Consider the following 17070-nt stretch of genomic DNA (forward strand, 5'->3'; position numbering starts at 1 on the left):
TGTGTGAGCCTCTTTCGCATAGGATAGTCTATTCATTTCTTGGTCTTCGTAATATAGGTCTCATAGTAAGTCTCATAATTGCCAAAGTCCCACTTTTTAAAATATTCGGTTCCAGCCGCAAGACCGGATGCATACAAGGCAAGACTACGATCCTTCGTGATATCGAATTCTGTCACGCCTACTCCCAATGTCGGGATCTTAATGGTTCGATATATATTGCGCTTCTCGATATAACGCTGATCATGAGCAGACATCATCGTCTCTACCATCGCCTGCAGCATCGAGATGACTCCATTAATCTGGCGCGGCTGGTTATCCTGTCGACCAACCATCTGAAATCCGATCGTAGGCACAACACGCTTCGTACGCGGGTCCTGGTCGTGCTCGAACAACCATAACGGAAAGTTGCTCAGCATCCCTCCATCCACGACATATGTAAACTGCTTCTTGAACTGATTTCGGATACCTTTCATTGAAGCATCGCGGATCATAACTGGATCAAAAAAGTACGGGATGCTCGTGCTCATTCGCACGGCCTTGCTAATAAACAGCTTGCGGGGCTCGATTCCATATTGCTTGATATCGTCGGGCAGCACCAGCAAGCGGCCGTTCGTAATATCGGAAGCAATGATGCGAAGTTTATCCGGTTTCAGATCTCCGAAAGTTCTGATCCCCTTTGCCGCGAGCAATTCATGAACCCAATGCTCCAATGCCTCGCCAGAGTAAAGGCCTTTTTTCATCAGCAGCCTTGCTGCAGGGCCAATCCATTTCACCCGAAAGACCGGAGCTCGCTTCAGGAACGATGTGAACGGCGTTCGCATTATGATATCCCGCATCTCCTCTGCTGTGTATCCTGCTGCGATTAAGGAGGCTACGATTGAGCCTGATGATGTCCCCGCTACTCTGCCAAAGCTGAATCCGGCTAGTTCAGCTGCCCTAACCGCACCAGCAAGTGAAATCCCCCGTACTCCCCCTCCTTCGAAAACGGCATTCATGTACATATAATGAACACCCCCATCTGCTCCTGTTTACACAGGCCTCATACTGTTATGTATGAGAGATGGGGGTGTCTTATGTTAGTGCTGCTTATTCAGCTGCATCATAATACTCTCGAAGTCTATCAGCTACCTGCTTCGTGTTGCTAGTCAGATCCTTCGCGCTGAAGAATATATCTCCGCCGATATTGCTGTACTGCTCATTATATTTCAATTGATCGATCAGCACATCTGCGGTAGTCCAATTCTTCTCCGCTGCATCTGCTAATTTATACGCCGCATGGCCAATATACAGATCGACTCCTGTTCCCGCAGTTTCCTTCACCCACCAGTCTACTAGCTTCGCATAGTCTGCGTCCTTATGTCCAATATGCCAATAGATTTGCGGCGCTACATAATCGATCCACCCATTGCGAATCCAGGTGCGCACATCCGCATACAGGGAATCGTAACTGGTTACACCAGCATTAGTTGGAGAACCTGTTGGATCAACCTTCGAGTTGCGCCATACTCCGAATGGACTGACACCGAATGAAACATATGGCTTCTCTGCTTTAATTTGCTTTGACAGCTCCTGAATAAACTGATTTACGTTGTTGCGGCGCCAATCTTCCTTATTAGAGAATGATTTATTATATAGTTCATAGGACTTATCGTCTTTGAATGGCTCACTATCTTGACCGTAAGGATAAAAATAATCATCAAAATGAATGCCGTCGATATCGTAATTCGTAACTACTTCCATAATCGAATCGATGATGTATTCCCGTACAGCAGGCACACCTGGATCAAACCAGAGCTTGTTGTTATGCTTTACGACCCAATCCGGATGCTTGCGTGCTGGATGATCAGCTGTCAGCTTCGTAATATCACTCTGGACACTTACACGATAAGGATTAAACCATGCATGGAACTGCATGCCTCGTTTATGTGTTTCTTCAATCATAAAGGCCAGCGGATCATAGCCTGGATCCTGTCCTTGCTTGCCTGTCAACCATTCTGACCATGGAAAATAGGCAGAAGGATAAAATGAATCCGCTGTCGGACGAATCTGTACAAATACGGCATTCAGCCCCATCTCTTGCAGATTGTCCAGCAGCGCTATGTAATCTTCTTGCTGCTTCTTAGCGTCAAAGCCTTTGCGGGGGTCCTTCGGCCAATCAATATTATATACCGAGGATACCCAAGCACCCTTAATTTTGGTCTGCGCTGCCTCTTCCCCATTTGTTACGATGTTGATCGTCCGAGTCGATTGATCCCAGGTTACAGTCAGTCCGAGGTTCTCTGCAACAAACCGAAGCGGCACCATGGTCCGGTTAGCCTTGATCTGCGGAGCGGCATCCAGCTTCACAGCTTCACCTGACACACTAGCTGTGTTCTTGCCTACCGTCATCTGAATAAATGTCTCGTCCTTCTTGAACGTAACCTCTTGGCTCTTCTGATTCCATGTTACTTCTGCTCCAAGCGCATCGCCGATCGCTCGGAACGGTATCATCGTTATATTCACCTTCGGAATGATATAAGGCGATACATCTGTCACCAATCTTTGTTTATTCACAAATATGCGAATTTCATCCTTTGTAGATTTTGATTCAGCTAGCGCCGGCTGTGCTGAACCAATCGTCGTCATCATGATTACGATTGTCATACAAGCTGCAAACCACTTCTTCCCCATCTTGCGCATCTTTCACTCTCCCATTTCCATAATGTATTTCTTGCTAGTTTTGAGCCATTCATAAACATAGACGCAAAAAATAAAACATCTGTTTCGGAAGAAACAGATGTTTTATGAATCATTATCTAATTCACTGCGAATCTTGCGTAAATCTTCGAGTCGTTCCGGATCACGTTCAAAGTATGCAACCAGCGATTCGATACACGTGATGGAATCTCCGCTTAGATGATGTTCAATGCCTTCTACATCTTTATAAATGTGCTCGTCCTGCACCCCGATAATCGTTAAGAAATGTTCCAGAAGCTGATGGCGATCCACTAATCGCTTCCCAATTTTCTTTCCTTTGCTTGTTAATACAAGACCGCGATACTTTTCATATATCAAGTATTGGTCCTTGTCAAGCTTCTGAATCATTTTCGTAACGGAAGACGGATGCACTTCTAGGCCTTCAGCGATATCGGATACGCGAGCGTAACCTTTCTCATCGATCAGCTTATAGATGCGCTCCAAATAATCTTCCATGCTTGGTGTAGGCATCAGTTTCCCTCATTTCATCCTTACAATTCAACAACATATTAATTCAACCTCTCCAGTTTACATGGTTTGCGGCTCAAGTTCAACCTAACTTCTAACTATGTAAATATTTCATAAGCTGGTATTGGCTGCTCTTGTTAGCTACTCATCTGTAGACTTAGCACCTTGACTCTTCAACATGGACCGCATCCCACCGCTTGCTTGTACGGTTCCATCCGGCATCACCCATATAGCCTCCACGCCATCCATGCTGTCTACAAAAGCACGGCTCTCCTCATATGGCATCAGAAATACGACGGTTGACAGAAAATCAGCAAGCCCCGAATTCTCTGTTACGATCGTCACAGCGCGATAATAGTCACCCGGCATCAGTGTCTTAGGATCTATCAGATGATGAATTCGCTTGCCATCCACCTCATAGTAGCGCTGATAATCCCCGCTGCTTACTACAGATCCTTCTTCGACGAATACAGTATCCAGCAAATTATCTTCATCTGTCACCGTAAGCTTATCTGGGTTCTGTATGCCAATCCCCCAACGTTCGCGAACGCCGTCATAGGGATGTCCTATCGTACGTACATTGCCTCCCGCACTAATAATTGCAGATTCCAAGCCTGCCTCCTTCATTTCCTGTGCAACGAGCTCAGCAGCATATCCCTTTGCCACTGCACCAACATTCAAGCTCATGTTCGGATCTGCAAGAAACACGGTACTATTCTCGACATCTACAATCACCTTATCCATGTCCATATGCTCGGCAGCGGCCTGCAGCTGTTCCATAGGCGGAAGCTTGGCTTGAGCTGGATCTGCGAGGCCCTCATCTCGATAATCCTGCCATATATTCAACACCGCGCCCATAGCGATATTCGTTCCCTCGCCCGCTTCTTCGTACCACTTCTTGCAAAATAGAATCAGATCTATGACCTCAGGCGCAACCTTAACGGGTTCGATGCCAGCCTGATCGTTGACTGTCTTCAGATTGTTCAGTCCCTCATAGTTGTTGTAGATATCGTACAACTGATGGAGCTCCATGAATCGATCATGAATTTGCTTAAAATATTGATCGAACTCTTCTTTACTCTTCGTATAAGCCACTACTTGAATAACCGTATCAAAAGAATCGAACATCGTGTCACTATACTTCTGATATTCGCTATAATCCAATCTTGAAGTGTTCGTACACCCCGCGAGCAGCGCAATAGATAGTAACATCATAATTAGCCGTTTAACGTTCATAAACAAGTATTTTCCTCCTGCCGAATCCATCTACTGCTGTTCTCTAATACAACCAATCTATCTATGCATCGCTTAGCTAGACAAAACTCCCCCATGCTAAATGGGGGAGTCTACATCACACTAATATGATCGTACTAAATTATTGCGCTTTAGTGAAAGCTTCGTCAATACCAGCGATGTAATCTTGTACAGTTACGGTTACAGTAGAAGTAAGATCTGCTTCAGCAGGAACAGAAGGATGAGCGTCATCACGCTGTGTTGTCTTCATCCCTTTGATCTCATCAACTGTCTTGCCTATCATCCAATCGCCAAGCGCTTTAGCTTGCTCGTACCACTCTTTACCGATGGAAGAAGCTTTTTTCATACCATACTCGTCGCCAAGCTCTACTTTCGTCTTGAGCTCTGCGCCTTTGTCAGATGTAACCTTGCCATCTTTGTCGAATTCAACCTTCGTTTGTGCATTGTCGATAATTGTACCTACAACCTTGCCATCTTTATCAAATGCGCCCACAACGATAGTTGTATCCACTTGAGCGACAGGAGTTTTATCTCCATTAAGTCCCTTAGACTTTTTCATCGAGATCGATTGTCCAACGCCTAGCTTTTCACCGCCAGGCTTCACATCAACAGCGTTTTTGTATGCTTTTTCAACAGCTGCGATGTAGTCTTGAACAGTAACGGTTACTGTAGAAGTCAGATCTGCTTCAGCTGGGACTGCTGGATGAGCATCGTCACGTTGTGTTGTTTTCATACCTTTAATTTCATCAACTGTCTTGCCTACCATCCAATCGCCTAGCGCTTTAGCTTGCTCATACCACTCTTTACCGATGGAAGAAGCTTTCTTCATCCCGTATTCATCGCCAAGCTCTACTTTCGTTTTCAGCTCTTTATTTACATCAGTGGAAACCTGAAGATCAGTGCCATACTCTACTTTAGTTTGTGCATTGTCGATGTCAACTTTGACAACCTTACCGTCTTTATCGAATGCTGCCGCAACAATAACCGTGTCAACTTGGCCTACTGGACCCTTGTCACCGTCTTTGTCCTTGGACTTGCCGATGCTAGTGATTGTGCCTAGACCGATCTTTGCGATTTCTCCAGCAGCTGCTTCAGCATCGGAAGCGGCTTCCTTGGAAGCGGGTTCAACTGTTTTTGTGTTTGTGTCTTCAACCTTAGTGTTATCTGTTGCTGGAGCTTTGCTATCTTCCTTAGCACCGCAACCGACAAGCATGGACAAAGCTAATGATGCAACTAGTACAATGGACAACATTTTCTTCATTATGAAATCCCCCTATGTATTGTTGTATTTATTGCTTGTGCAAGTGAATACTATCACATAATATACAAGTAATCAATATCAAAATTGGATAATATAACCGCAATCTATTTATAATGAGTGTTCTAATGAAAATGCTTTATTTGGCATATTAACTATGTGAATATAAAATACAAAAATGGACCTGCAGCAACGTAGGAATACGCGCGCGGTCCATCTCTATTGAACTAGGTTAATTTATAGAGCCATGATGGAGTAATACCTTGCAGCCAACTGTTGATCTGGGTCAATTGATCGGTAAACAGCAGTATACCCATAATAATCATCAACACTCCTCCAACCTTCATCATAGGCTCGGAGTATTTGATCAGCCAGCGGGTAGAGCCGATAAAGAATGCCAGTACGAAGAATGGAATCGCAAAGCCTACTGCGTAAGCAGTCGATAAACGGAACCAAGAACCCGGATCCTGTGCGGCCAAAGTCAGAATGAAGCCCAGAATCGGTCCAACACATGGAGACCAGCCTGCTGAGAAACCGATACCGAATAGAAATGATCCGAAGTAGCTTCCTCTCTTCCCCGTTATCTCCAGCTTCCGCTCCCGCATGAGCAGCTGCGGTTTAAAGATCCCCAGCAAGAGCAGACCCATCAGTATGATAAGAATGGCTGATACTTGTCGCACGATATCACGATACTGAATAAGCAACGAACCGAAAGCACTTGCGGTAAGTCCCAACGTATAGAACACAACGCTAAAGCCTAGTATAAAAAAGAAAGTATGAGACATGATCTTCATTCTTACTTCTCGCTTCGTTCTATCTTGCTTCAATTGATTAACTGACATCCCTGTAATGACAGATAGATAGGAGGGATACAGCGGCAAACAGCACGGAGTGATGAATGAAACCATCCCCGCCAGCAATGCTATCCATATTGTAACGCTCATAATCTAGTATGCCTCCATACAATAGTATATATGGATAGTTTACCCTTTAAATCCTCGTCGTACAAGTAACGTCACGATTAAGACTGCGATCAAGGTCAACACGATCGTAGCGCCTGGAGCCAAGTTCCATATCCCTGCTACCAGAAGACCGAAGACAACCGATAATTCTGACACTAGTACCGAGATTATTATCGCTTTTTTAAAGCTTCTAGCGACAATTAAGCTCGTCGCTACTGGAATCGTAAGCAGCGCTGAGACAAGCAATGCGCCTACAATCTTGATAGCCGCACTGATTACGAGAGCTGTTAACACGGTTAGGGCTAGATTCAGCCACTTCACTGGCAGACCATTCACGGCTGCCGCATCTTCGTCAAATGTCAGCAGGAACATTTCCTTCTTGAACAGCGCCATAAAGACGATAACAATAACCGTAACCCCGCCTACGACGAACAAGTCGGTTGTATTTAAGGTATAGATACTTCCGAATAAGTAACTGGTTACGTTCGTGTTAAAGTTCTTGCCTAATGAAAAGAACAGAGATGCCAAAGCGACACCGCCAGACATAATGACCGCGATCGACAGCTCGGCATATGTCTTATACGTTTTACGAAGCTTCTCAATGGCTACTGCTCCAATCAGCGCAAATACCATACCCACGCCAAGCGGATATACGCCGATCAAAAAGCCAAGCGCCACGCCCGCGATCGCGACATGGGAAAGCGTATCACCGATCATCGATAAGCGGCGAAGCACGAGAAATATTCCCATTAATGGGCCGGTTATTCCGATAAGCAAACCGCCGATGAGAGCCCGTTGAAAGAAACCTGAATTTAAAATATCTATTATCATGTTACGCTCCTCTACATCATCACGCCGTGTGTAAGATCGGGCTCGACACAAGCCGCTTCATGCGAGTGCTTGCAATGGAAATTCAGCTTGCCGCAGGTTGCAGCGGGTGTCTCACCCAGCCATGCACGCACCATCTCCAAGTCATGAGACACCATGACAAAGGTCATCTGATGGTGTTCATGCAGATGCTGCAGCAGCTTGAAGAAGTCTTTCTGCGTCTCAGCATCAATCCCTACCGTCGGCTCATCTAGTATGAGCAGCTCCGGCTTGTTCACCATAGCGCGCGCTAGAAATACGCGCTGCTGCTGTCCGCCGGACAGCTCTCCGATCCGCTTCTGGGCCAGATCATCCACTCGCATGACTTTCATCGCATCCATGCACTTCGCCTTATCCTCCTTGGATAAACGGCGAAATAGATTTCTGCGATTGTACATCCCGGATTGCACCACTTCCAGCACCGTTGCTGGGAACAGCGGATTAAAGCTGTTCTTCTGCGGTACATACCCGATACGGTGCCAATCCCGAAATTGCTGTATCGGGGTCCCGAACAGTCGGATTTCACCGCTGGTCGGCTTAAGCAGACCGACAATAAGCCGCAGCAAGGTCGTCTTCCCTGCTCCATTCGAGCCGATCAAGCCGACGAAGTCGCGTTCTTGCACTTCGAAGTTAACATCATCAAACACCTTTTGATCATCGTATCGATAATGCACGTGATCAATGGTGATGACGGGCTGATGACAGTTACCTGTCTGTTTCATTTCAAGAATTCACTTCCTTACTTGGAGCTTTCCCGCTCCTATTGTAACGCCAACACCAGGTTGTTTAAGTTGCGTTCCATTAGAGTTATATAGTTCTCGCCATTCTGTTCTTGCTCTGTTGTCAATCCTTCCAGCGGATTCAGCACAAGTGTCTCGACTCCCGCTTCCGAAGCGATCATATTGGCCATCTCGTCGGATACAAGCTCCTCAAAGAATACGTACTTCAGCTCTTTCTCCTTCACGAGCTTCGTCAATTCCACGATGTCCTGCGCTCTTGGCTCGGAATCAGCGGAGATTCCCATCAAGGCATGCTGCGTCAGATTGTAATCGCGCGCCAGATAGCCGAATGCTTGATGAGATACTACGATATCACGATGCTTCACACTGCTTAACTCACGCTCATACTTCTGATCCAGGTCTAATAGCTTAGCATGAACTGCTTCATAGCGCTTTTCGAAGTCGGCTTGATGCGAAGGGTCAACTTGAATCAGAGCATTCTTCACATTCTCCGCCATCACGAGCGCTGACTTCGGACTCACCCAAGTGTGCGGGTCGATATTGCCATGATCGTGTCCATCACCAGCAGCTTCCTGTTCATGATCCGCTTCGCCATCGTGAGCTTGCTCGGCTCCCTCCGTATGATCATGGGCTTCCTCAGCTGTAGAGATCAGATCTACACCCTTGCTAGCTTCCACAATCTGCACCTGCGAGTCAGCTTCAAGTCCATTCTTGAAGTCCTCAAACCAGCCTTCGAAGCCAGCTCCTTGGTAGATGAGCAGCTGCGCGTTAGAAGCATTCTGCAGATCCATGCTCTTAGGCGTCCAATCATGAGGCTCAACACCAGTCGGGATCAGGTTGATAACATGAACTGCATCTCCCCCAATCTCCTGTGTGAGAAAGTATAAGGGATAGAATGAGGTAACAACATTAACTTTATCCTCGACCAGCTGGGATTGCTGACTTGTGCCGCAGCCCGCCAGAAACGTCATCATCGTCATCAGTACAGCCAGAACTGCAAGGAGCCCCTTGCGTTTGTGTATAGTATTCATTTCTTCAATCCTTTATTTCGTAATTATTACTATTAAGATTATAAACAGGAGCATTTCACCTGTCAAGTAATGTACAAGTAGGTACATGTAGCATTTGAAGAGGATTTTCATTTCATACTGAACGAAAAAACACAGCAGATGGCGGCGCTGTACCTCAAATGCTGTGTCTTTATTACCTATAATTCACTCACTAGCTATGATGTCCACATTCATTCTTATGAAGTAAATAATATTTGTAGCTTTCATTGTCAATCTCTATCCTACTGTGATATTGGAAACCGCAATGCTGTATCACTCTATTGGATGGCATGTTCCTAACCAGAGCGATCGCGTTCAGCACCTTGACATTGGTATGTTCAAATAAATAAGCAATCATTCCCTGAGCAGCTTGAGTTCCATATCCTTTGCCGCGATGATCCTTCGATATCGCATACATAATCTCTCGGTTCGGACTCGGCAGCTCCTCCTTCATGCCCGAACAGCACCAACCGATTAACTGCCCCGTTTCCTTTAAAACGACTCCTAATCGCAACCGAAGCTTCTCAACATTTCCATCAGCCGCAACAGCGTTTAGAAACATCTGGTTTTCCTTTAACTCGTAGTTGATCAACCAGTCCTCCCGGATCTCCTTAGGCACGTTCCATCCAGGCAAGTAATCATAAATTTCCGGCTGCCAAGTTAGCGCGAATAGTTCATCTAAATCTTCAATCTGATACTCACGTAAAATGACATCCTTGCATTCAATCCTGAGCACTTCCTACTCCCCCCTTATTAACTGTCCTTGTATTCTCCTTATCCATAATCATGATAACAGAGCCCGCTTTCTATGATTGGTAATAATTCATTCATAATGAAAGTTTCCATTAGCTCAGCAATTAATATAGGGCTGCCCCCAGTCATGATTCATGATCTGAGAGACAGCCCTTATTGTTGATATACATTGCGATTATTTAACTTGAGCACCATTCGGCATGCTGTCCGGAACAGTAGCCAATGTCAATTGACCGTCCTTCGAAGCGGCAAGCACCATACCTTGCGACATAACGCCGCGCAGCTTAACCGGCTTCAGGTTCGTCACGCAGATAACCTTGCGGCCAATGAGCTCTTCAGGCTTATAGTACTGCGCAATGCCCGATACGACTTGGCGCACTTCATAGCCTAGATCGAGCTGAAGCTTGAGCAGCTTATCAGCCTTCGGCACAGGCTCCGCATGCTTAACTTGAGCAACTCGCAGCTCCACCTTCGCGAAATCGTCAATGCCGATCTCAGGCAGCGATTCTGGAGCTTCTTCTGCTGCTGCAGAAGCTTCTGGTGCTGGAGCAGCCTGCTCGAGCTGAGCAGCGGCGCCGCCCATTCCTTCTACAATAGCAGCCACTTCCGGTTCTACTTCAAGGCGCGGGAAGATCGGGCTTCCCTTCACTACCTTCGTGCCTGCAGGAATAGCGCCGAATACGCGCGCCGCATCCCATGCCGTTCCTTCTCCATCCGCCAAGCCAAGCTGTTCACGAATCTTGGCAGGAGTTTGAGTCAGGAACGGCTGAATGAGAATCGAGACGATACGCAGGCTCTCCGCTAAGTGATTCATAACCGAAGCAAGCTCATCGCGCTTCGCTTCATCCTTGGCTAGTCCCCATGGCTGCGTCTCGTCGATATATTTGTTCGAACGGCTGATCAATTGCCAGATTGCCGTCAGTGCAACAGAGAACTCCATCTTCTCCATAGCTTCCTCGACCCGTTCCACCGTTTGCGCAGCAAACTGCTCGAGCACGCTGTCGAATTCCGTCACACGACCTGCATAAGCAGGAATGGTGCCGTCAAAGTACTTATCGATCATCGCAACCGTACGATTCAGCAGGTTACCGAGATCGTTAGCCAGATCATAGTTGACGCGCTCAACGAAGCTCTCTGGCGTAAAGATGCCGTCTGATCCGAAAGGCACTTCACGCAGCAAATAGTAGCGCAGCGCATCCAAGCCGTAACGATCGATCAGCATAACAGGATCCACCACATTGCCCTTGGACTTGGACATCTTGCCATCCTTCATCAGCAGCCAGCCGTGACCGAATACTTTCTTAGGTAACGGCAGCTTCAACGCCATCAGCATGATAGGCCAGTATATCGTATGGAAACGAATGATCTCTTTACCGACAAGATGAACATCCGCCGGCCAGAATTTATTGTACAGCTCGGATTGCTCCGTACCGTAGCCAAGCGCCGTGATGTAGTTCGACAAAGCATCGATCCATACATACACAACGTGCCTAGGATCTCCCTTGACCTTTACGCCCCACTCGAACGATGTACGAGACACCGCGAGATCTTCCAGACCCGGCTTGATGAAATTGTTGATCATTTCATTTTTGCGTGACTCAGGCTGAATGAATTCTGGGTTGTTCTCATAAAACTCCAACAATTGATCTGCGTACTTGCTCATACGGAAGAAATAGCTTTCTTCCTTAACGAGCTCAACTGCGCGTCCGCAGTCAGGGCAGCGCCCATTATCAAGCTGGCGCTCCGTAAAGAACGATTCGCATGGTGTACAGTACCAACCTTCATATTCGCCTTTATAGATATCGCCTTGCTGCACCAGTTGATCGAAGATCTGTTCCACGACTTTCTTATGGCGATCCTCAGTCGTACGGATGAAGTCATCATAAGAGATGTCCAGCTTCGACCACAGATCTTTAATTCCCGACACAATATCATCCACGAATTGCTGCGGAGTCTTGCCTTCTTCCTGCGCCTTGCGCTCGATCTTCTGTCCATGCTCATCCGTACCCGTCAAGTAGTGTACGTCATAGCCGCGCAGTCGCTTATAGCGAGCCATCGCGTCACCAGCCACCGTTGTATACGCATGCCCGATATGCAGCTTCGCGCTTGGGTAATAGATGGGCGTCGTAATGTAGTACGTCTTATCTTGTTTCACCATACCTTATTCCTCCTTCAATCGTGATCCTTACTCAAGTCATTCTGAATCCGAAGCTCGCTCTGCTGCTCGCATCACCAACATACAGGATGCCCCGCAAGCTTCAAAACACACAAAAAAACCCCCGTCCGTTTGGGACGAGAGTTGTTACTCACGCGGTACCACCCAATTTTCCATTGAACACAGCTGTACTTCGTGTCCGAAATAGGCAGCAGTTCCAATAGCTTCATTGTGTCTGCACAGCTATGTATGCAGTCTCTGATTCGATAACGGGAATTAACCGCTGGCAGCTTACGCAAGCGTGCATAGCGCATCGCCTTCGCTCACAGCCAGTTCCTCAAGGACCATCTTCCGCAGCATCATCGTACCGGTTCACAGCAGCTCCGGCTCTCTGCAACGACTTCGCTAAGTACTTATCCTGTCATTGGACATGACTATTTACTGTTAAGTATGTTCAATATATCGCATTCGTTGTTCACATGTCAAGGACATTGCATCACTGCTGTAAGCCTCAGCTGCCTTGATGCGATCCCTTCCCGCTGTCTTTGCGTGGAGGTACATAGTCTATCCCGCCGGCGCTGAACGGATGACAGCGCGCTATGCGCTTCGCTGCCAGCCAACTGCCCTTCAACGGGCCGTGGACATCGATTGCCTCAAGCGCGTAGGCAGAGCAGGTCGGATAGAAGCGACAGGAAGGAGGTGTTAACGGAGAAATACATTTTCGATAAAAATGGATCGGAACCTTAACTACCCTAGCACCAATCGACTTGCGCTTAACGGCTTGCTTCTGTTCACTTTCGAATACGCTGTCGCTATGTTCAACATTTCCGTCATGATCAGTCATGTAGATATGTCGCCTCTCGTTTCTACATCTTCATCAGCTCTGCAGCCTTCACAGTAGCCGAATAGCTCGTACTTATGCTTCACAACTTGAAAGCGCTCTGGCACTTCAGTCAATGGCATCGGACAGAAATGAATCGGGTACGTCTTCTCGCATTGCAAACATATCAAATGATGATGATGATCATCTTCTTTACAATGGCAGCGGAACTTCATGCCGTCTTCGAACACGATCTGCTCGAGCACCCCTAAGTCATGCATCACCCGCAAATTGCGATAGACCGTATCGAAACTAAGTCCCGAGTAACGTTTACCCATGTACTCATATACATCCTTGGGGGATAAGAATCCGTCCGTGTCCGCAAACAGCTTGGCCAGCGTACGCCGCTGATCCGTGATGCGCAGCCCTTGTTCAGACATCTTATTCAGCATTTCTTCGGCATTCAGCATGATTTATCCCTCCTCTCTTAATAATGCTTCATCCGTTTCTCCTTGTCAAACCTATTAGCAGTTAGCTTTCTAAGATAGTGAAAGAGCCATTTCCAGCTGCGGAAATGGCCCTTCGATTCTATATTAAGCTTGAAAGATTGGTTCAGGCATACCTTTGTTCAACAATCGATTCCCCAAAACTGTTCGATAGAATATACGTTCACCAATGTTGCAGAATGCATTAAACGTATAGTATATGCAAAGCGCCACTGGATACTGCCAAAATATAGTCAGCATAAACAAGGTGAATGCCAGCGGTAATCCGATTCGTTTAAGAAGCGTGCCAGTTTGATTATTCTGTGGAACGATCGGCAACATCATTACCGTGAACGAACATATCGCGTACAATGTCGGCATAATGTGCGTCGGGTCTGGCTGCGAAAACGACTGAATCCAAGGCAGCAAGTCCGATGACATACTCGCACCGTATTGTGAGAACAGATGATATAAGCTAAAGAAGATAGGCATCTGAAGGAGCGAAAGCCACATTGAACCTCCTACGCCATAATGCTTGTACAGCTTCGATGTTTCTTGCATCAGCTTCTCTTTATTTTCACTGTACTTCGAGCGAATAAGTTCTAGTTCAGGACGCATCTGAACTTGTTTCAGCTGCGTTCTCGCCAGCTTCAGATTAAGGAAAAACAGTGCGAGTCGTACCAGTAAAGTCAGCAGGACGATCGAGATTGCCCAATCTCCTGTCCATGCGTAGCACCATTGAATAATCTGGTGAAGTCCTTCTATTATCGGTTGAAGCATTTATCAAATCCCCTTTGCATGTCTGTGTATAGTGATATTCACGCAAAGTTTGGGAATGATCTTCTTCCTGAGCCCCTTTGCCGGAGCGCGGGATAATCTTATGACGAATGTGACGAATGGAATCTCTTATCGGATGAGCAGGATAATCGTTTGCCGTTCGACACAAGCCGTGGATAAACGTTTCCTTATGAAGCAGGTGAATATGCTGTGGCGGGACAGTAAACCAATAGCCGATCAATAAGCCTGATAAGCTGATTATCATAAATAGCATCGAAAGATCCAACTGTTCCAATTCGCGCACCTGCCTTTCATCAACCAAGTATAAATTCCATTACGTATCCATATTACGCCCAATTTGCTTGCTTGGTTTCACAAATGCTTTATGTATTTCCTGTCAATAAAAACAAAGACGCCCAGGTATATATGGACGTCTTCGAATTGCGGTATGGTTACAAAAAGATTATGAGTGCTTCTTAGGCAATGGAGTAAAGATCAGATTGACTGGCATGCTGCTTCCAGCTGCCGGTGTAAACCAGATGTCAACTTTTTCTTCACGGTCTCCTGTTCGATAGATGACACTTGCTTCATTAGATGAGTTCAACAACCCGTTGTTTGGCGTATGAACTGTCTGTCCGTTAACCAGCAAGGCTCCGGAATAAGAACCGCCGCGAGCATTAAACGAAATTAAGGTGTTAGGTGCTACTCGTTCAAGCTCTAGATGATACAAGACACCATAGTTGCCGGCATTGACACGGCTGTCGCCGTTCATCGTGTCCCAACCTTTAATGTAAGTGTCCAACTTATTGTCAGCGAATACTAGGCGCGATGCTTTGTCGCCTACCAGATCATTAACGACGAAGCTGCGGTCTGCGTTGTTAAATGTTCCTCGGATATGGGTTCCGTCCGAATTCAGCTTCGGCAGTGTCGGAAGGCTCTTCCAGATATCCTTGCTCGCATCTAAGGCCACAATCTGATATTGAAGGTTGTTATCGCTGTCGAAGTCCGCATACATCGTATAGATTTGACCTGGCTTCAACGGTGTTTTGCTGAGTTCTGGAACCAGTATCGTCGATTCACCTGGCTTTAGTACTTTTTCATACATTGCTTTATTCCCGCGGTAAGACTCAAAGTATCGAACAGCCGCCATCTTGCCAGTTTGCTGCGGATACGGGTTCGGTCCTGCTATCCCCGTGTGCTCTACACGCACGACCGCATTTTCATCTGAAATATTTTTTGCGATGACGTAAAGCTTCATGTCGCGGTTGGTCGCATTCTTATGGTGCATCAATACACGAGTCTTGCCAGCGATCTTGTCCTGATACAGGATGCCGTCTTGAACAACGGATTCCGGACTATTAGAACGATACAGCGTACGCTGCAGATGATGCAGCTCCGGCTCTATCACCTTCATGTTTAGAATTGAGCTGCCTACGAACGGATATTCATCTCCTACACCAGTGTATACCTGATAGAACTCATCAATCGTATATAGCGTTTCATTGGTAATCGTGATCTTCTTCAAGACTTCGTTGCTAGCGCCATGCTTATCTGTTACACGAAGCGTTATCGTATATTCACCTGGTTCAAAGAATGCCGGCTTATTGTTAAACCATTCACGATTGACGATAGCATTCTCATCATCTGTACTGAGGTCAGTATACTTGATGAGCTCACCCATCTTATACTCTTCCTTGTCTGTTGTAAACGCCGCTACCGGCGCTTCATTCGGCTTCAATACGGTTATATTCACGCTGTATGGCTTACTCCATACACCTTTTTCGTCCATAACGCGCAGTGTCACCGTATGAACTCCTGGATCTGAATAATAGGATTCCAAGCCAGTCCACTCATAATCGACGATGGACAAGCCGCGAGGATGGAATGACTCATCCTTTACGATCACTTCTGTTTCATTAGCATATATTTCTTTTGGGACTACCGAGAACTTAGCTACAGGTGCGCTGCTCATCTGCACAATAATACGCTTCGTCGAATTCTCCCAATAATAGGGCATCTCAAAGGCTTTCAGCGCTGATGTCAAAGGCACCATAAACGTATTGTTCTGCAAATAAGAAGCACCGCTCATCTTCGTCGGAACGTTATCAACAAGGTACGTATCCGTTCCGATCTTATAGCGCAGCTCGCGTCCTCCGCTCGAAATAATGGATTCTTTCGTCTTATTGTCATAGGCAAGCTGGAATCCAAATCGTTCCGTCAGCGTACGCAATGATGCATAGGATACGCCTTTCTTCACAGTAATTGGTTCTGGGGCTTTATATGTTACATTGTTATGAATCATAATGTCACTATTAGCCAATATAACGAGTACGTCTTCACCATATATGCTGGTGTCGATATCTGATAATGCTGTTCCATTGTTATTTGGCTCTGACTTCGCCTCACTAGAAGAATCAGTCCCGATACCCTGTACTTGCTCTCTTGAAGCATCTGTTTGTTCCGTTTGCTTCTCCTTAGGTGCGGTTTGCTCTTGATCAAGAGCCGTCTTTTCCACTGTATTCGCGTTCTGTTGAACGTTCTGCACCGAACCTTGATCCGAGCTGTGATCCGGCTGTGCCATGACCGAAGGTACGAATGCCAGGCATTGGATGGCTGCTAAACCACTGATTAACAATCGCTTCCATAATTGATTCTGCTTCATTATTTGTCTCCTATCCATCTGTTTGTGTCTTCATCTCTTGGTGATTCCATCTGTTTATGACATCATCTGTTATGTATCTCCATG

15 protein-coding genes are annotated in these 17070 nt (G+C 46.4%); all 15 read right to left on the minus strand.

Features of this window, described 5'->3' with window-relative positions; translation table 11 throughout:
• Positions 1-32: 32 nt before the first annotated feature.
• Positions 33-1001 carry a patatin-like phospholipase family protein gene (locus tag AC3WTP_RS15550; protein ID WP_492395541.1) on the minus strand — a complete coding sequence of 323 codons (969 nt, stop codon included), beginning with the start codon at positions 999-1001 and terminating at the stop codon, positions 33-35.
• A gap of 85 nt (positions 1002-1086) precedes the next feature.
• Complete coding sequence (locus AC3WTP_RS15555) at positions 1087-2670, minus strand: family 10 glycosylhydrolase (protein WP_492395640.1); 1584 nt, start codon at positions 2668-2670, stop codon at positions 1087-1089.
• A 111-nt stretch (positions 2671-2781) separates the two neighbouring features.
• Complete coding sequence (gene mntR, locus AC3WTP_RS15560; protein WP_492395542.1) at positions 2782-3207, minus strand: transcriptional regulator MntR; 426 nt, start codon at positions 3205-3207, stop codon at positions 2782-2784.
• Positions 3208-3345: 138 nt separating this feature from the next.
• Complete coding sequence (locus AC3WTP_RS15565) at positions 3346-4440, minus strand: FAD:protein FMN transferase (RefSeq protein WP_492395641.1); 1095 nt, start codon at positions 4438-4440, stop codon at positions 3346-3348.
• Positions 4441-4579: 139 nt separating this feature from the next.
• Positions 4580-5719, minus strand: a complete 1140-nt coding sequence (locus AC3WTP_RS15570) for an LptM family lipoprotein (RefSeq protein WP_492395543.1) — start codon at positions 5717-5719, stop codon at positions 4580-4582.
• Positions 5720-5943: 224 nt separating this feature from the next.
• On the minus strand, positions 5944-6663 hold the full coding sequence (locus tag AC3WTP_RS15575) for a cytochrome c biogenesis CcdA family protein (protein WP_492395642.1): 720 nt from the start codon (positions 6661-6663) through the stop codon (positions 5944-5946).
• Positions 6664-6699: 36 nt separating this feature from the next.
• Positions 6700-7509 carry a metal ABC transporter permease gene (locus tag AC3WTP_RS15580; protein ID WP_492395544.1) on the minus strand — a complete coding sequence of 270 codons (810 nt, stop codon included), beginning with the start codon at positions 7507-7509 and terminating at the stop codon, positions 6700-6702.
• A gap of 11 nt (positions 7510-7520) precedes the next feature.
• Positions 7521-8267 carry a metal ABC transporter ATP-binding protein gene (locus AC3WTP_RS15585; protein ID WP_492395545.1) on the minus strand — a complete coding sequence of 249 codons (747 nt, stop codon included), beginning with the start codon at positions 8265-8267 and terminating at the stop codon, positions 7521-7523.
• A gap of 38 nt (positions 8268-8305) precedes the next feature.
• On the minus strand, positions 8306-9316 hold the full coding sequence (locus tag AC3WTP_RS15590) for a metal ABC transporter substrate-binding protein (protein WP_492395546.1): 1011 nt from the start codon (positions 9314-9316) through the stop codon (positions 8306-8308).
• Between the two features lie 190 nt (positions 9317-9506).
• Positions 9507-10070 carry a GNAT family N-acetyltransferase gene (locus tag AC3WTP_RS15595; RefSeq protein WP_492395547.1) on the minus strand — a complete coding sequence of 188 codons (564 nt, stop codon included), beginning with the start codon at positions 10068-10070 and terminating at the stop codon, positions 9507-9509.
• A 192-nt stretch (positions 10071-10262) separates the two neighbouring features.
• Positions 10263-12245 carry a methionine--tRNA ligase gene (metG, locus tag AC3WTP_RS15600; protein ID WP_492395548.1) on the minus strand — a complete coding sequence of 661 codons (1983 nt, stop codon included), beginning with the start codon at positions 12243-12245 and terminating at the stop codon, positions 10263-10265.
• Between the two features lie 508 nt (positions 12246-12753).
• Positions 12754-13005 (minus strand): membrane protein insertion efficiency factor YidD, encoded by a 252-nt coding sequence (yidD, locus tag AC3WTP_RS15605; protein WP_492395643.1) that lies wholly within the window; start codon positions 13003-13005, stop codon positions 12754-12756.
• A 77-nt stretch (positions 13006-13082) separates the two neighbouring features.
• The gene (locus AC3WTP_RS15610; protein ID WP_492395549.1) at positions 13083-13532 is read right to left on the minus strand and encodes a Fur family transcriptional regulator; all 450 of its coding nucleotides are present in this window, start codon (positions 13530-13532) and stop codon (positions 13083-13085) included.
• 123 nt (positions 13533-13655) lie between these two features.
• Positions 13656-14327: a YidC/Oxa1 family membrane protein insertase gene (locus AC3WTP_RS15615; protein ID WP_492395550.1), complete on the minus strand. Its 672-nt coding sequence runs from the start codon at positions 14325-14327 to the stop codon at positions 13656-13658.
• Positions 14328-14787: 460 nt separating this feature from the next.
• On the minus strand, positions 14788-16986 hold the full coding sequence (locus tag AC3WTP_RS15620; protein ID WP_492395551.1) for a stalk domain-containing protein: 2199 nt from the start codon (positions 16984-16986) through the stop codon (positions 14788-14790).
• Positions 16987-17070: the final 84 nt, after the last annotated feature.

The sequence above is a fragment of the Paenibacillus sp. EB106-04-04-XG159 genome (assembly GCF_058791835.1).